The organism is Ruoffia sp. FAM 26254 (genome assembly GCF_045528545.1).
Lineage (GTDB): Bacteria > Bacillota > Bacilli > Lactobacillales > Aerococcaceae > Ruoffia > Ruoffia halotolerans.
Map to the genome: position 1 here is coordinate 72,914 of NZ_JBGQQY010000004.1, position 17,630 is coordinate 90,543.

The following is a 17,630-nucleotide window of genomic DNA, read 5'->3' on the forward strand; positions in this document are numbered from 1 at the left end:
ATAGATAAGCCAAAGTGCTCAGAATTTTATAGAATGATGTAAGGATGGGGATCGTTAAGATGAGCCAAAAAGTGAATAAACGTATTCTTCATATTATGAGTAGTCATGGTGGTGGAATATCAACATTTATCCGTAATTTAGCAACAGAGATTCATCGATTTGGAATTGTATTTGATGTAGTAACTTACGGACCATGTCCACCAGAATTTGTTGAGGCCATTCGTCGTACAGGTGGCGATGTGTATCAAATCAAGAATCCGAAAAAAGAAGGATGGAGACAGTTTTACAAATCATTCTCACGTGTCATTAAGTTATATCATTATGATGTTATCCATTGTCATATAGCTGGCTACCGTGCTTTAGCTTACAAAACGATTAGTAACTTCCAAAGTGAGGCTGAATTTATTATTCATGCCCATCATTATGTCGATGACAATCAATTAAGTGTCGCACAACGTTTTTTACATTATCTTAACCAGATGATTAACCAAACTGTCTCTGCTAAATTTGTTGGATGCAGTCGCGATGCTGTTCAAGCGCTTTTCGGTTACAAAATCGACCGAAAAGACATGATTATCATACCGAATAGTATTGAGCCTGATGATTTTATATTTGAATCGGAAGAAGAAAATAACTTTCGTGAAAAGGGACGGGAACACTATGGAATATCAAAGGATACCATAGTCGTTGGACAAGTAGGACGACTTGCACCAATTAAAAATCATGTCCTAACTTTACAAGTAGCTGAAATAGCAAAACTAAAGAAATTAAATATGAAGTTCATTATCGCAGGTAGTGGAGAACTTGAAGCAGAGTTAAAAGAACGAATTAAAATGAATCAATTAGAAGATTATGTTCAATTAGTTGGACGTATCTCACCGATTGCAGAATTATTTCCGGTCATGGATGTACTTTTATTCCCATCAATTAACGAAGGATTAGGTACGACGGCTATTGAAAGTCAAGCGGCGGGAGTGCCCGTTGTCTTATCGCATACAATTCCGATGGAAGTGGAACTGGGGCTTAATTTATTGCATCGAGTTAACCTAAGTGCTGCGCCAAGTGATTGGTTGAAAGAAGTACTTAAAGCGTCTCGAGAAAGAAAAGTAGATTCAAGTGAGCGTTTAATGGCGCTTGAGAGAAATAATTACACGAATATTCAAGCGGCTAAGCTATATGCAACGTCAATAGCCCAATACACTAATTATTAAAGGTGATATAAATAATGAAACAATTTATGAAAAGGTTAGCGGGCTTTAGCTTAGGACCAATCTTAGGTGCAGCTATTTCCTTGATTTTGTTCCCCATATTTACAAACGCACTCCCAATTGAGGAGTATGGTCGAGCGGGAACATTCGAAACCTTAATTTTACAAATTCCCAATTTTATATATATTGGGATGGATCAAGCGTTTACTCGCGAATATAACCATATGGATAATAAAAGAAACTTGATGCAACAAGCGATGCTTCTACCTTTAATGTTAGGTGTGTTTCTTGTTGCAGTGTCAGCAGTTTTTTCAGTTCCATTTTCTGAATGGCTGTTCCAATCAGGGGATTACTACTACATCGTTTGGTACGCTGGAGTTTGGGTGTTAGCAACGATTGTAGAGAGATTTTTACTTTTAAGTATACGAATGCAAGAAAAAGCCGTCGAGTTTTCGTCCTATAGTTTACTACTTAAAGTTGGAAACTTTATTGTATCTATGGGAATGATTTTCGCTGGAGTGAGAGACTTTAGAGCCGTTGTTTATGGTTTGATTTTTGGTCAAATCTTAGCCGACTTAGTCTTATTTGCACGTTACAGAAATTTATTGGATTTTCGCGCTTTTCAAATTGATCCAAAATTAATTAAGAAAATGTTCCTCTTTGGAACACCGATTATGATTGCGAGCTCTTTAGCTGCTGCACTTAACTCCATTGATATTATCGTCTTGACTGAGTTTTCAAGTTTAACGGATATCGGAATTTATAAAGCAGGGAGTAAAATCGGAAGCATTATCGGAATTTTAAAGACGGCCTTTGCGAGTTTTTGGATTCCGACAGCCTATCGTTGGTACGAAGAGAATAAATCGATGAAACACTATAAATTTATTAGTGATATTATCTTATTCTTATTATCTGGCTTATTCTTCGTTATCTTAGTCTTAAGATATCCAATCTCATTAATCTTAAGTCCAGATGGTGAATATGTAGATGTTCAATACATTATGGGGCTCTTAGCATTTCCTCATATTATGTATACTTTGTCTGAAACAACGACATTGGGAATCGTATTTTCAAGAAAAACACATTATAATATCTTTGTAAGTATTATGTCCTTAGTAGTAAGTGTCATTATTAACTTATCCCTGACTCCATTTATTGGTTTCAGAGGGGCCGCATTAGCTTCAACCGCAGCCTATGTTGTTTTCTATCTTGCAAGAACGTATTTTTCAAGTCGGACTGGTTTTTACTTTGGACAAAAGAAACAAATTATTACAATGTTAATTATGATTGTTGCTGGTTTAATTAATTTATATCCATTGGATTACAGCATTTTCATTACAATTGGTTTAGGTCTATTGGCATTAGTTGTCCAAATACCAACCATTAAAACAGCACTAGAAATTAAGAATCATCCTGGAGAATGGGATTTTACTTAAAAGTTAGAAGGTGAACAATTTGCGAAAATATTTAATACTGATCGTTGCTTCGGTCTTTTTAGGGACGGAGATATTAGCGATTCCGACACCGGTAGCACAAATTACGATTTATCGTTTACTGGTGATTGGTATGATAGCCATCTTTGGTTATCAAATACTCAAGCAAGATCCAAATATTAAAATCATCCCGAATAATACAGCCACCGTCATTACAGGTATTTATCTTTTTTGGTGGGCCTGGGGAGCAGTGTCAGTCATTTGGACGATTGATGTGATGAATTGGTTCCAAGCAATGTTCTTGCTTACATTAGGTGTAAGCAGTGTAGTTGGTTTGTACTTGTGGACGAATGATTTAGTCACTTGGAAAGTTCTGATTAAGACAGTTTGGATTATGATGACATTTTTAGCACTTTGGGGTTTTTATGAGATTCTTACGAATCACTATGTTTTCGCTAATTTAGAAGCGTTAGATAAGAACAATACCTTTGCTACTCAGCCATCATCTCGTATACCGGTAACGACCTTTACAAATCAGAATGATTACGCAACTTTATTACTCTCATACTTGCCAGTAAATTTAATTATGCTGAATCTCAATCGTCACTCGATTCGACGATATTTATATGTGATTCCAATACTATTAACAGCATATTTAATATATCGAAGTGATTCACGAATGATTTTACTGAGTTTCGTACTTTTCTTTTTTATGGTTATACTATTACAATTTAATTGGGATATAAAAAGAAAGTATATCTTAAGCGCGATAGGTATCGGTCTAGCCCTTATCGTTGGCTTGATTATATTTGTTCCATCGCTAAATGATATGGTCTCGCACTTGTTTTATCTAGGTGGCGATTTCTATAATACAGGCGATTCACGCCGAATTAACCTATGGCGAAATGGTTTAGTATTCCTAGCAGAAACTTTCGGTTTTGGAGTGGGAGCGGGGAATATTGAAATATGGATGGATATGTTGCCATTTTTACCTATTGATGAATTTACAAACATTCATAACTGGTGGCTTGAGATACTAGTCGGTTATGGTGTCATAGTATTTGTCCTATACGTTGTAAGTTATGGCTTATTAATCCAAGCTTTAAACCGACTCCGTCATCATGAATCAAAAGTCATTCGTCAAATTGCAATTAGTTTTATATCGTTCTTAGTTGTATATATCTTTGCGAGTATCACAAGTGCGAATAACATGTTGATTGAATGGCATTGGGTTTACTTTGGAATAATGATTAGCTTTGTGAAGTTAATGGAAATGAAGAACGTCACGAAACCAAAAAAGAATGAGGTATGAATATGAGTTTAGCAACAATAATAAATGAGTTATGGCGATTTTTTAAAGATAATATTGTAAGAATATTAATTGGCGCCTTAGTTATATCTGTGATTACTGTCGGTGCACGTTATTTTATCACTGATATTTTATTATCTGACCGCCAAGAGGCTGCAGATTACCTTGAGGATGTTTATACTCAAGAACCGAGTTCATTTAAAGCAGTGGTAACGATTGAAGATGGTCAAATCTTCTCGAATCCACATTTATTTGATGATTACTTTACATCGCCTCAAGTAGTTGAAGCGGTTGAAGAAACAACGGGAATTGAATTCCAAGAAACAATTGATAGTGAAAAAACATTGGAGTTATTTAAAACACCAACGTTTCGTGGGTCAATCTCTGCAGTGAGAGATAATGCTTCCGGCGTTTTTATCTTCCGAGTGTTAGCAGGGAAGACAGCCGAAGAAAATTTAGCGATAGCGAATGCTTACCGTGACTTATTAGCTTCAGGTGAGATTCCATTTATGGATAACCAATTTGCAGATATCACTTTAGAACCTGTGATTGGTGAAGTATTGGATACAGAAGAATATCTAAGTTTACCAACGATTGAGACATTGAGCGTATATCGTTCGAATAATGCGAGATCATTAATTGTATATGGTGTCTTAGGCTTCGTTGTTGGACTGATCTTAACAAGTGGAATTGTCTTCTTACAAAGATTGCGTAAGAGCAAGATTAATTATGCCTTTGAGTATGCATGGGACTTAGATGATCAGCATATACTTGTTCATAGTAGCCATGAAGGTGCTGTATATAATGTTCAAGATGCGATTCGTATACCAGCGGTTAACTTACGTTGGATTGTTTCTCAAAGTGCCTTATCGGAGGACTTTGAAGACACAAATGATTCGTCAGAACGATTTATTTCGAAGTTGCAAGAAGTTAAGAGTGATGAACAGGTACCGAAACAAATTGTGATTGTCATCCAAGCGAATCATACAGAGAAACGTTGGTTAAAAGACCAAATGACAATGGCGACTTTATACAATGTGCCATTGAAATTAGTTCACGTTTATTAATTAAGGAGGCTAAAATTTGCCAACTTTTGAAGAAGGTTTAGTATCCATTATCACACCCGTGTATAATGCAGAACGCTTTATTAGCGAGACCATTGTGAGTGTTATTAAACAAAGTTACACCAATTGGGAAATGATCTTAGTCAATGATTGTAGCCAAGACAACTCGGTTGAAATTATTGAAGGGTTTGCTAAAGAAGATAAGCGAATTAAATTAGTTAATTTAGCTGAAAACAGTGGGGCAGCCGTGGCACGTAATACTGGAATCGAGAATGCCAAAGGAAGATATATTGCTTTCGTTGATAGTGATGATTGTTGGTCGGAGTCGAAACTGACAGAACAACTTGTATTTATGCAAGAAAAACAGGTTGGTTTTACATATACGGACTTAGCATTAATCAACGAATTAGGTGAGGTATTAAAAGACCGCGTCAATGTACCGGCTTCCTTCTCGTATTCAGAGCTATTAAAAAATACAGCCATTGCCTGTTCGACGGTCGTCATTGACCGCGAATTAATTGGAGATTTCCGTATGCCTCCTGTTCGAAAAGGACAAGACACAGCAACGTGGTTAATGTTAATGCGTGAGCGAAAAGTTAAAGCTTATGGCTTACAAGAAGTTCATAATTATTATCGTCAAGTTCAAGGTTCGATTTCAAGTGACCGGATTGGTGCATTGAAACGGACGTGGAATACTTATTATAATTTAGAAAAATTACCATTACCCAAAGCAGTGTATTATTTTTCACATTATGTATTAAATGCAGTATTACGCCGGTTATAAGCAAAAAGTCTGAGACGCAGCGTGCGCTTCAGACTTTTTTGTTATTTCTTTTTTATTGGGTGTCTTAAGATAGTTTTAAGCTTGGCTGGATCAGCTTTTCGAGGATCCGATAAGTAGATTTCATGATGATGCTTGATGTCACTAATATCTAGTTGATAGCCTTCTTGGTTGATATAGTCATGCATCTTAGACACAGAATGTACTTCATCGTCATAAGGTCCAATATGGAGGATTTGGACAGTTAAACCTTCAGTTATCGTTGTAAGATAGACGTTTGCAGTGTTGATTTTCTTCTTGTTTAGAACTTCATTTTGAGCCCACTCAAAGACTTGAGGTGTGACATACTCTGGCATTCGCAGCTTCATAACCCATTGGAAGTCTTCTTTTCTTGATGAATCCACACCATGTACACCGTCTTGCCACCAATATCCTTCAAGCGGTGGAACAACAAATACAAAGAAATCATCAATTGTGTAGCCATTACGCTCACTCATCCGAATCGTGTAGGCTAGGCTATATATTTGTTTTACTGCTGCCTGGTATTCCCCGTCTAATTCATTCGGGTCACCCATACCATCAATCGCAATAAACTTCATCTTAGGTATATCAATAATTTCTGGTATTGTTTTTGGTTTATAAAACTGCTTCTCTTTTTTTTAAAAATCAAAAGGCATATCTTACTCATTCCATTCATATTCATGCTATATTAATACTATAATCTATTATACATTGAGCCAGGCAAGTTGTATTTAAGAAGATTATTTTTTATTTTGTTAATAATACTTGCAAGCGTTACCTTAAATCATTTAAACTATAAATATTGAATTATTGGAGGATATTATGAAAATTAGCTTATTAGAACCATTACGTGTACCAAAGGAATACATTGAAGAATTGGCACAGCCATTAAAAGATTTAGGCCATGAGTTTGTCTATCATGAAACAAAAACAACAGATCCAGATGAATTATATGAGCGTAGTAAAGACTCTGAAGTGGTGATTATTGCCAACAATCCGTATCCTAAAGAAGTGATTGAGAAATTAGACAAAACTAAATTTATCGATGTTGCTTTTACAGGGGTAGACCATGTAGATAACGCTAGTGCTAAAGAAAAAGGCATTAAAATCGCAAATGCATCGGGTTATGCTACTCAAGCAGTCGCAGAATTATCTATTGGTTTAGCTCTGAATGTTTTACGTGAAGTGAAACAAGGAGACTTAGATGTCCGTAAAGGCGACGATTTTCCAGGATTAATTCAAGGACAAGAAATTCATGGAAAAACAGTCGGTATTATTGGTACCGGGACAATTGGAATTCATACAGCAAAACTATTCAAAGCTTTCGGAGCTAAAGTCTTAGGGTATAACCGCTCAGAGAAACAAGAAGCGATTGATGCGGGTGTTGAATATGTAAGCTTAGATACACTGATTAAAGAAAGTGATATTATCTCAATCCATCTTCCAATGACTGAAGATACTAAGCACACAATCGGTGAAAGAGAGCTGGATAATATGAAAGAATCAGCTATCTTAATTAATGTAGCTAGAGGACCGATTATTGATAATGAAGCTTTAGCAAATGCTTTAAATGAAGGAAAAATCGCTGGTGCTGGTATTGATGTCTTCGACATGGAGCCACTAATTCCAAATGATTACCCGTTACTTCATGCAAAAAATGCATTGTTAACACCACATGTTGGTTACTTAACAAATGAAGCAATGGTCCTTCGTGCTCAAATTGCCTTTGACAACGTAATGGCATATATTAACGGCGAAGATAAAAACATCGTATCTATTTAATATAGAATGGACTCACAGTCAGATAGTATTGAGGACGATCGCTAATTAGAACCTTCAATATTATCTGGCTTTTTTGATATCAAACGCAATGTAGGAGGAAGTTTATGACAGAAAGATTGACAACAAGTCTCACTTGGCAAGAGAAAGATGAACACTTTGCTTACGATGGGCCTCTCGGTCCAGTATTAAATTCTGATGGGACAGCTGTATTAAGATTATGGTCACCGAGCGCTAAATCGGTCCAAGTATTATTGTATGATAAAGACAATCAAGAAAAACAAGTCGCAGTAGTGGAAATGAATTCACACGACAAAGGTTTATGGGAAGTGACATTGAATCAAGACACAGTGTCTGGTATCGATAATTTCAATAATTATTGTTATCATTACCAAATTAACCGTGATAGTGAGACCGTCTTAGCCTTGGATCCTTACGCTAAATCACTGGGTACTTGGAATAGCCACGACGAAGCATCGTATATTGCCAAAGCCGCGATTGTTGCACCAGAGAACATTGGGCAAAAATTAGACTTTGCTAAAGTTGAAAACTATAAACGAAGAGAAGATGCTGTAATCTACGAAGTTCACGTGCGGGACTTTACATCAGATCCATCAATAAAGGATGAACTACACCACCGTTTCGGAACGTTTGAAGCGATGGCGGAACGATTGGATTATATTCAGTCGCTTGGTGTCACGCATGTGCAGTTACTGCCTGTCTTAAGTTACTATCATGCGAATGAATATGAGACGGGTGAACGCTTCTTAGAATATAAATCAGCTTGGACGAACTACAACTGGGGCTATGATCCAATGCATTATTTCGCTTTAACAGGGATGTATTCAATTAACCCCGAAGACCCTTCATCCCGGATTCGAGAGTTTAAAGAACTTGTGAGTGAAATCCACGAAAGAGGAATGGCGGTAACACTGGATGTCGTGTATAATCACACCGCAGAGCTCCATATTCTTGAAGATTTAGAACCTGAGTATTATCATTTTATGGATTCAGATGGGACATCAAGAACTAACTTTGGTGGCGGACGTTTAGGAAGTACTCACTATATGACACGTCGCTTGATTGTTGACTCATTAAAGTACTTAGTAGAAGAATTTAAAGTTGATGGCTTTAGATTTGATATGATGGGGGATTTAGATGCAGAAACAGTTCAATTAGCCTATGAAGAAACAGCCAAAATTAATCCAAATATCTTAATGATCGGTGAAGGTTGGATTACGTACGCTGGAGATGAAGGTGCTGAAGACGTTCAAGCAGCGGATCAATTATGGATGTCAGATACAGAAGCTGTTGGCTCATTCTCAGACGAAATCCGAGACGAATTAAAATCTGGTTTCCAAAGTGAAGGGAAGCCACGCTTTATTACTGGCGGGCGCCGAAATGTGCAGAAGATTTTCGATAATATTAAAGGGCAACCGCATAATTTCGAAGCGGACCAACCAGGTGATGTCGTCCAATATATTGAAGCACATGATAACTTAACTTTACACGACGTGATTGCAGAATCGATTAATAAAGATCCAAATATCCATGTGGAAGAGATACACCAACGCATACGTCTGGGTAATTTAATCGTTTTAACTTCACAAGGGACAGCATTTATCCATGCCGGGCAAGAATACGGTCGTACCAAACAATTTAAGCACCCAGAATTTAAAACCATGGTAGATGAGTGGGGCGATATTCCAGATAATTCTACTTACTTTACTGATAAAAATGGAGACCCGATTGAGTATCCATACTTTATTCATGACTCTTATGACTCGTCCGATGCGATTAACAAGTTTGAATGGGAAAAAGTTAGAGGAGTGAATGGTTACTCAATTGAGAATACAACGATGGAGCATATGCGCGGCTTAATTCAACTCCGTCATTCAACAGATGCCTTTAGATTGGCGGATAAAGAACTCATTGATACAAATGTTCAACTATTAAATGTCCCAGAAATTCGTGAACGTGACGTTGCGATTGCTTATAAAGTGAGAGGAACTCAAGGGGACGAGTATATTATAGTGATTAATGGAAACAAACGTAGTCGTACGTTCACATTACCGGAAGAAGTTGAATTGGCACAAGTGATTGGCGATCAGGATCGGGTTGATACTGAACCTTTAATGCAACCACAAGGCATTGAAATGTTATCTTCAACACAAATTAAATTAGCTGGTTTAAGCGCAGTCATTTTCAAGAAATAAAGTAAACATAAGAAAAACGTCGGAATTCCAAATCGAATTCTGACGCTTTTTTGCTTATTTTCTCATGTTTAACATTTTGAATCGAACGTGCATGTATATCTCTAAGATTGAATCTGTAAAAAATACACCTAAAGCAATCGCTCCAGCGATTGAAAGAGTTTGTATGAGATAATAATTACTTAGATCATAGTCTCCTTGAATAAAGTAAAGAGCTGTCTGATAAATCGCAGACCCAGGCACAAATGGGAAAAAGGCTGGGATATAAAAGATGGTTACCGGTGCTTTAAAACGACGCGCGAAGAATTGGCCAATTAATGATACAACACTACAAGCAAAAAATGTTGCTAAAGCAGGACCCATTGGGTTTGCCAATAGAAGATATACAAGGTAGCCTATTGCTCCCGCATAACCCGTCTTAAAGATGAGGGATCTAGGTGCTTCGAGCGTAATGGCAGCTGTGATTGTGGCTACATATGCCCCGATAACTTGGATAATTATACCAACCATGATGTAACCTCCCCGTAAAAGTAAAGGCCAATCGCGACACCAATCGCTAAACTTAGTGCAATAACAATCGCATCAGCCACACGAGCGACACCAGAGATATAATCGCCTTTTAACATATCTCGAAGACCATTGGTCACAGCAGTCCCCGGATATAGAGGCATTAAACCAGCAATGATAATAACATCAGTTGATATATCAAGTGGAACTACCGCCGCAATTACATTAGTTAAAAATGCAGTCAATAAGGTTGATGCAACACCATAAATAAAGCTATTCAATTGGAATAAGTCTTTTAATATACGTGAATAAGCTACGAGTAAACCAGTAAAGATTGAAAAGACACTGTCCCAGAAGCTTCCACCTAATAGAACAACAAAGGCAATCACTAAGATAACCGTTGCTATATCTTTACTAAAGACTGTGTAATCAGAATCATCTACCACCTCGAGTCGTTCAGCAGCTTCATCAATCGTAATCTGTCCACTTGTAAGTTGGCGTGAAATATTATTCACTCGGTAAATCTTATTTAATTGGTTACTACGGTCTGTTATTCGATGAACTAATGTAAAACCTTCGATTTCAGGATCTGAATCATCTAAAGTAACATATAGACCTGTTGTATTTGTGATGACTTCCGTGTTAGAAAGTCCACTTGTTTGAAGAATACGTCGAACCGTATCCTCAACTCGATAACTTTCAGCATGAGACTCCAGCATAATTCTACCTGCTGTTGTTGCTACTTCAACTATTTTTTTATATTTCTTTCTCATAAAGATATCACCCACCTTTTGTTAAATAATTCGTTAGGAGACATTCAAAATATGGTAACATAGAAAATGAGTAATCACTATTTAAATATGAATGAATTTTAATAAGGAGTGATTTCATGACATTATTATATATATATTTAGTATTTGCCTTTGAATGCAAAGATGCCAATACCATTTACATATCCATTGATGATAAGGACAAGCCATTATATCAATTATATTTTAAATATGATAGAGAATGTACAAACTTTCAAAAAGTTCTCCACAATTATTCAATGGAAATGGAACTACATAACTATTCGATTAAAAAACAACTTGAGTTTATTTATAAATTTATTGAAACAAACCCATTTATGTATGAATACCAATATACCTTATCGAATAAAAGAAAGTAGAGTGAGTTAAGACGTATGAAAATCACAAAAATTGCACAACAACAGAAACAAGCAAATCGTTATTCAATCTTCGTTGATGACGAGTTTTTTATTGGTGTCGATCAAGAAATTCTAATCGAATACGCTTTGCGTAAAGACCAAGAAGTGGATCAAAACTTATTAGATAAGATTAAATCAGCAGAGAATGATCATAAATTATACTCTGCTGCGATTAATTATTTATCTTATGGAATGCGTTCCATCAAAGAAATGCGCGACTATTTACATAAGCAAAAAGATAAAAAAGAAAAAGAAGAGAATTCAACCGCACCTTCAGAAGAAGTGATTGAAAATACCCTTGACCGTTTAATTCGACAAGGCTATTTAAATGATTTGGAATATGCCAAAAGCTATGTCCGCACAAACTACACACTGAAGTCTAAGGGACCAAACATTATTCAAAATGAATTGAAAGTCAAAAAGGGGATCAATGAAATGACTATTCTTGATGCAATGGACGAGTATCCAGAAGAAGAACAAAGTGAAAATATTCAAGCGCTGATTGAGAAATTCATCCGAACTAAAAAATCACTGCCACCAAAAATGATGCGCAGTAAATTGTATACTCATCTACTTACCAAAGGCTTTGACAAAGATTTAGTGAATCAACATATGAGCGAATTGACCTTTGACGACGCTGAAGATGATCAAGAAGACATGTTAGAAAAAGAAGCCGACAAATATTTAAGAAAACATCAGCGCCGTTTTAGTGGCTATGATTTAAAACAAAAAATGATACAAAGTCTGTTAGGTAAAGGCTTTGACTATGAAATGATTAAACATTGGCTTGAAGATAATGAAGCCGAATTGGAAAAGAATGAATAGAAAGTGGATTAAATGACGAACAAAAGACAAAAGTTAATCGAACAGTATCCGATCAATTGGGATGAAAAAAAGATAAAAGCATTCCAAACTCAATTATTAGATTGGTATGATGCGAACAAAAGAGACTTACCTTGGCGACAAACGAAGAACCCTTACTATATTTGGGTTAGTGAGATTATGTTGCAACAAACACAAGTTAATACAGTTATTCCATATTACGAACGGTTTATTAAAGAACTCCCCACAATTAAAGATTTAGCCGAAGTGGAAGAGTCTGAATTAATGGGTCTCTGGCAAGGTTTAGGCTATTATTCACGTGTTCGTAATATGCAATTTGCAGCTCAACAAGTGATGGCTGACTTTAACGGTGAGATGCCTAATACGTTGGAAGGTCTGCTTTCTTTGAAAGGTATCGGTCCATATACCGCCGGTGCAATTGGTAGTATTGCGTTTAATCTTCCAGAACCAGCGTTAGATGGTAACTTAATGCGGATTGTAGCTCGCTTATTTGAAATAGACCGTGATATCACTTTAAATAAGACAAAAAATGAGTTTACTAGTATTTTGTATCAGTTAATTGATTCAAAAAGGCCAGGTGACTTTAACCAAGCCTTGATGGATATCGGTGCCACGATTATGACACCAACCGATTACCAACCTGAAGATAGTCCGATCAAAGAATTTGATCAATCTTATCAGAATAATACGAGTCATCTTTACCCAGTAAAGAAAAAGAAAACAAAAGCAACCAAACACCACCGAATCGCCTATGCGATACGAAATCATAAGGGTGAATGGTTAATGCGCAAACATAATGACAAAGAACTTTTGACGGGTCTGTGGCATTTTCCAATGGTTGAAGTGAATGTAGTTATGGAAGGCGCGACGAGTTCTGAATTGATAGAGCCTTTAGTGAATCATTTAGATGAAAGTATTGATATCAGTGAATTAAAGCTAGACCGATCATTGATATTGGATGAAGAAGAAGGCTTTGAACTCTTGCCAACATTCGCACAAGTGAAGCATGTATTCTCACATCGGATTTGGCAAGTACAAGTGATACCATTTTTACTAGATGGGACAGCAGATTTGAATGAGGAAGACTTCAAATGGGTAAGCATTCAAGAGCTAGAATCCCTACCAGTATCAACTTTACAACAAAAATTGTTTAATAGTATCGTATCCGATCGAGAATAAAGAAAAAGTAGAGGAATAATATGAGCAGATTATTTAGATATTTTGAAGGCTACAAGCTTAGTAGTATCTTCGGACCTTTAATGAAATTAGTCGAAGCAGTTTTAGAATTGCTAGTCCCAATGATTGTAGCATTAATTATTGACGTTGCCATCCCAACTGGAGATGTAGCAAATATTATCAAATATATTTTGGTGATGTTTGGAATTGCTGCAGCTGGGCTAGCCTTTTCAATTACAGCACAGTTTCTATCAGCAAAAGCAGCTGTAGGTTTTGCTGAAAATTTAACCAATGATTTATTTGAATTTGTTTTACAATTACCAAAAGAAGTATATGGAACGATTTCTCCCGGGAGTATCGTCACTCGATTAACAAGTGATACGTTCCAAATTCAAAGTGGATTGAATACATTTTTCCGCTTATTCCTTCGTTCACCTTTTATTGTATTCGGTTCTTTAATTATGGCCGCACAAATTGATGGACGAATGACACTTATATTTTTAGCTATGATTGCCATTTTATTTGTTGTAGTAGGTGCAATTATTTATTTTGCAAATCCATTATATACACAAATACGAGAGCAATTTGATTTATTAGTGACATTAACACAAGAACAAATGAAGGGTATGCGTGTGATCCGCGCTTTTCAGCAAAAAGACCGTGAAGTGAATGAATTTAAAGCTCAAAACAAAAACGTCACTACCGACCAAATTCGTGTAGGTTTCATTAATGCTTTCACTAATCCACTCACTTATATAGTGGTGAATGTTGCTTTGATTATTGTTCTTTGGCAAGGTGGAAATTTTATTAATTCCGGATCATTGACCCAAGGTCAGCTAGTCGCTTTAGTGAATTATTTATTGGCTATCTTAGTGGAATTAGTGAAGATTGCATTTGTCATTACACAATTAAACCGAGCATACTCAAGTGCTAAACGTGTAGTGACTGTCTTTGAACAGCCACTAGAATCTGAAGTGTTTGAGAATAATAGTCAGCAAAATGAAGAGAAGCATACAGTTTTAAGTTTTCAAGATGTGACTTTTACATACCCGAATGCAACGAAACCATCGCTATCAAATATTGTTTTCTCAATTAAAGAGGGCGATTTTGTTGGGATTATCGGTAGTACTGGTTCTGGTAAATCAACCTTACTTCAATTAATTACAAAAACTTATGATGCCCAAGAGGGTGGCGTTTTCTTCCAAGAAGATTACTTTAATACGGATTCAAAACGTGACTTAAGAGAGAATATAAGTGTTGTTCCAAGTAATGTTGCATTATTTAAAGGAACAATTCGAAGTAACTTATTATTAGGAAATCCTGAAGCGACGGAAGAGATGATGTGGCAAGCGCTAGAAGATGCACAAGCATTGGACTTTGTTCGCTCATATCCAGAAGGTTTGGATAAAGAAGTCGCTACTTTTGGACGTAATTTCTCTGGTGGTCAAAGACAACGTCTAACGATTGCACGAGCACTAATTAAACCGTCATCATTATTAATCTTTGATGATTCAACGAGTGCCTTGGATTATGTTACTGAAGCAAATTTCCAAAGAACGCTGAAAGAAAAGTATAACGACCGTACGATAATTATGATTTCTCAAAGAACACATAGTTTACAACAGGCAAATAATATCGTGGTCTTAGAAGAAGGAAGACAAATTGGCTATGCTAGCCACAAAGAGTTACTGGCAAATAACCCTGTGTACCAAGAGATTTATGCATCACAAAATGTGAAGGAGGTAGCGGATAATGGAGAACACTAATAAAAGCAGTTCAAGTATTTTGAAACGATTATTTTCTGACCTATCTGGACACAAATTACTTGTTGTTCTTTCGTTAATATCAACAGTTATCCAAGTAGGATTGACTGTTTACCTCCCAATTTTAATCGGACAAGCCGTTAACCAGACGATTGGTGAAGGGCAAGTGAACTTTGATGTCTTATTACCAACACTTATGAATATGGGAATTGTGATTGGACTCAATGCGATTGTTCAGTGGGTTAACCCAATTTTATTCAACAAAATTACATATGAAGTTATAGAATCGCTTCGTAACCGTGTGCTTGAAAAAGTTCACTCATTGTCTTTAAATTATATAGATCAACGCAGTACAGGAGATTTAGTGAGTCGAGTTACCACAGATACCGAGCAATTAGGTGATGGGTTGATTATGATTTTCAATCAATTCTTCATTGGTATATTAACTATTTTCATCACTATCTTTACAATGGCACAACTTGATTTAACCATGATGTTACTTGTTGTTGTGTTAACGCCGATTTCATTATTTATCTCACGTTTTATTGCAAAGAAAAGCTACTCACTTTTCCGCCAACAAACGAAGGCACGTGGGGAACAGGCGGATTTTATCGAGGAAAATATTCAACAAGCTGATATTGTTAGATTGTTTAATTCTCAAGAAGAAGCGACGGAAACTTTTACTAAACTCAATGCTGATTATAGTGAAAAGTCCAAGTGGGCAATCTTTTACTCGTCGACAATTAACCCAGGAACGCGTTTTATTAATGCTTTGATATACGCAGCGTTAACATTTTTAGGAGCCGTTCGAATTGTGAATGGAACGTTTACTGTGGGAGAGTTAACGACATTTTTAAATTATGCGAACCAATATACGAAGCCATTTAACGACATTTCAAATGTGCTCGCGGAAATTCAAAGTGCTCTGGCTTGTGCGGATCGACTATATACAATTATCGATCAGCCAGAAGAGGTAGAAACTGGACATAGATTGATTGATTCAAGTAATGTCGATGGAAAAGTAAACTTTAATCGTGCTTCGTTCAGTTATACAAAAGATAAAGAGCTGATTACTGACTTAACTTTATCAGTTAAAGCAGGTGATACGGTAGCAATTGTTGGGCCTACGGGCGCTGGTAAATCAACATTAATTAATTTACTGATGCGTTTCTATGACTTAGATCAAGGACAAATTTTAATTGATAATGAGCCGATTACCGACTTTACTCGCGAATCTGTTAGAAAGCAATTCGGGATGGTGCTACAAGAAACTTGGCTAAAAGGTGGAACGATTCACGATAATATCGCTTACGGTCATCCAAACGTATCTAGAGAAGAAGTGGTGAAAGCAGCCAAAGCGGCTCACGCCCATCGCTTCATTGAATTGTTACCTGATGGGTATGACACAGTCTTAACAAGTGGTGGTGCTGGGTTATCAACGGGGCAACAACAATTATTATCTATCGCGCGAATTTTTGTTTCAATTCCGACAATGTTAATTCTAGATGAAGCAACATCGTCGATTGATACAAGAACGGAAATTCTGATTCAAGAAGCATTTGATCGCTTGATGAGAGGGCGCACGAGTTTTATTATCGCCCACCGCTTATCAACCATCATGAATGCGGATATGATATTAGTTATGAAAGATGGTTCCATCGTTGAACAAGGAAACCACGATACACTTATGAAGGCACGCGGCTTGTATTATACAATGCAATCGTCTCGTTCGCCTGAGCAATAAAATAAAACCTTACTGAGTATGAGAAATCATATTTGGTAAGGTTTTTTTGATGGGTGTGTTGGTTGAGGTGTGTCGTGAGGATAGATGAGTGCAGGTTTAGTGTTAATTTAGTATTTGGGTTTGAGAGGAACGTGGGATTTTGGGTTAGCGGGACGTGTCATATGGTGACAAGGGAAATTGGGTGTTTAACGGGACTTGTCATGAGGTGACAAGGGAAATTAAACGTTTAACGGGACGTGTCTTTTGGTGACAAGGGAAATTGGTTGTTAACAGGACTTGTCATTTGGTGACAGTGGAAATTGGAAGTCTAACAGGACTAGTCATGAGGTGACCAGGGGAATTGGAGCTCTATCAGGACATGTCATATGGTGACAAGGGAAATTGAAAGTTTAACAGGACTTGTTATGAGGTGACAAGGGGAATTAGGAGTTTAACAGGACATGTCATGAGGTGACAGTGATAAAGCCCATATAATTGTGTAAAAGTAAAAAACCATAATAATCTCTTTGGTACAATGTAGTTGACAGACAAACATTGAAAGGAAGATTATTATGGCTCAATTAAATATTACCTTAAATTTAG

At 36.6% G+C, this 17,630-nt stretch carries 15 protein-coding genes; 12 read left to right on the forward strand and 3 right to left on the reverse strand.

The genetic code is table 11. The features are described 5' to 3' along the window. Window positions 1-59 precede the first annotated feature (59 nt). Genes ACEN3Z_RS02185 through ACEN3Z_RS02205 form a run of 5 tightly spaced genes read left to right on the forward strand, consistent with a single transcriptional unit; the run spans window position 60 to window position 5,798 of the window. Complete coding sequence (locus ACEN3Z_RS02185) at window positions 60-1,211, forward strand: glycosyltransferase (RefSeq protein ID WP_407089403.1); 1,152 nt, start codon at window positions 60-62, stop codon at window positions 1,209-1,211. A gap of 14 nt (window positions 1,212-1,225) precedes the next feature. Continuing rightward, window positions 1,226-2,644, forward strand: coding sequence for a lipopolysaccharide biosynthesis protein (locus ACEN3Z_RS02190; RefSeq protein WP_407089404.1), 1,419 nt, complete (start codon window positions 1,226-1,228; stop codon window positions 2,642-2,644). Between the two features lie 19 nt (window positions 2,645-2,663). Then, complete coding sequence (locus ACEN3Z_RS02195; protein WP_407089405.1) at window positions 2,664-3,953, forward strand: O-antigen ligase family protein; 1,290 nt, start codon at window positions 2,664-2,666, stop codon at window positions 3,951-3,953. Between the two features lie 2 nt (window positions 3,954-3,955). Beyond that, on the forward strand, window positions 3,956-5,017 hold the full coding sequence (locus tag ACEN3Z_RS02200) for a hypothetical protein (RefSeq protein WP_407089407.1): 1,062 nt from the start codon (window positions 3,956-3,958) through the stop codon (window positions 5,015-5,017). A 16-nt stretch (window positions 5,018-5,033) separates the two neighbouring features. After that, window positions 5,034-5,798, forward strand: a complete 765-nt coding sequence (locus tag ACEN3Z_RS02205) for a glycosyltransferase family 2 protein (RefSeq protein ID WP_407089408.1) — start codon at window positions 5,034-5,036, stop codon at window positions 5,796-5,798. Window positions 5,799-5,839: 41 nt separating this feature from the next. Here ACEN3Z_RS02205 and ACEN3Z_RS02210 read toward each other — a convergent pair whose 3' ends face one another. Then, entirely contained in the window at window positions 5,840-6,421 is a 582-nt protein-coding gene (locus tag ACEN3Z_RS02210) for a GyrI-like domain-containing protein (RefSeq protein ID WP_407089421.1), read from the reverse strand. 217 nt (window positions 6,422-6,638) lie between these two features. Between ACEN3Z_RS02210 and ACEN3Z_RS02215 the strand changes: the two genes are divergently transcribed. Beyond that, the gene (locus ACEN3Z_RS02215; RefSeq protein WP_407089409.1) at window positions 6,639-7,598 is read left to right on the forward strand and encodes an NAD(P)-dependent oxidoreductase; all 960 of its coding nucleotides are present in this window, start codon (window positions 6,639-6,641) and stop codon (window positions 7,596-7,598) included. Between the two features lie 104 nt (window positions 7,599-7,702). Next, window positions 7,703-9,811 carry a pullulanase gene (locus ACEN3Z_RS02220; protein WP_407089410.1) on the forward strand — a complete coding sequence of 703 codons (2,109 nt, stop codon included), beginning with the start codon at window positions 7,703-7,705 and terminating at the stop codon, window positions 9,809-9,811. A gap of 54 nt (window positions 9,812-9,865) precedes the next feature. On the opposite strand, the gene ACEN3Z_RS02225 is transcribed toward ACEN3Z_RS02220, so the two are convergent. Continuing rightward, complete coding sequence (locus ACEN3Z_RS02225; protein WP_407089411.1) at window positions 9,866-10,318, reverse strand: threonine/serine exporter family protein; 453 nt, start codon at window positions 10,316-10,318, stop codon at window positions 9,866-9,868. Beyond that, window positions 10,306-11,088 (reverse strand): threonine/serine exporter ThrE family protein, encoded by a 783-nt coding sequence (locus ACEN3Z_RS02230; protein WP_407089412.1) that lies wholly within the window; start codon window positions 11,086-11,088, stop codon window positions 10,306-10,308. Before ACEN3Z_RS02230 ends, ACEN3Z_RS02225 begins: the two co-directional genes overlap by 13 nt. Window positions 11,089-11,204: 116 nt before the next feature. Between ACEN3Z_RS02230 and ACEN3Z_RS02235 the strand changes: the two genes are divergently transcribed. Genes ACEN3Z_RS02235 through ACEN3Z_RS02255 form a run of 5 tightly spaced genes read left to right on the forward strand, consistent with a single transcriptional unit; the run spans window position 11,205 to window position 17,048 of the window. After that, complete coding sequence (locus tag ACEN3Z_RS02235) at window positions 11,205-11,483, forward strand: hypothetical protein (protein WP_407089413.1); 279 nt, start codon at window positions 11,205-11,207, stop codon at window positions 11,481-11,483. Window positions 11,484-11,498: 15 nt separating this feature from the next. Continuing rightward, window positions 11,499-12,347 (forward strand): recombination regulator RecX, encoded by an 849-nt coding sequence (recX, locus tag ACEN3Z_RS02240; protein ID WP_407089414.1) that lies wholly within the window; start codon window positions 11,499-11,501, stop codon window positions 12,345-12,347. A gap of 12 nt (window positions 12,348-12,359) precedes the next feature. Further along, window positions 12,360-13,544: an A/G-specific adenine glycosylase gene (mutY, locus tag ACEN3Z_RS02245; protein ID WP_407089415.1), complete on the forward strand. Its 1,185-nt coding sequence runs from the start codon at window positions 12,360-12,362 to the stop codon at window positions 13,542-13,544. A 20-nt stretch (window positions 13,545-13,564) separates the two neighbouring features. After that, window positions 13,565-15,307, forward strand: coding sequence for an ABC transporter ATP-binding protein (locus ACEN3Z_RS02250; RefSeq protein ID WP_407089416.1), 1,743 nt, complete (start codon window positions 13,565-13,567; stop codon window positions 15,305-15,307). Beyond that, window positions 15,294-17,048 (forward strand): ABC transporter ATP-binding protein, encoded by a 1,755-nt coding sequence (locus ACEN3Z_RS02255; protein WP_407089417.1) that lies wholly within the window; start codon window positions 15,294-15,296, stop codon window positions 17,046-17,048. Before ACEN3Z_RS02250 ends, ACEN3Z_RS02255 begins: the two co-directional genes overlap by 14 nt. Window positions 17,049-17,630: the final 582 nt, after the last annotated feature.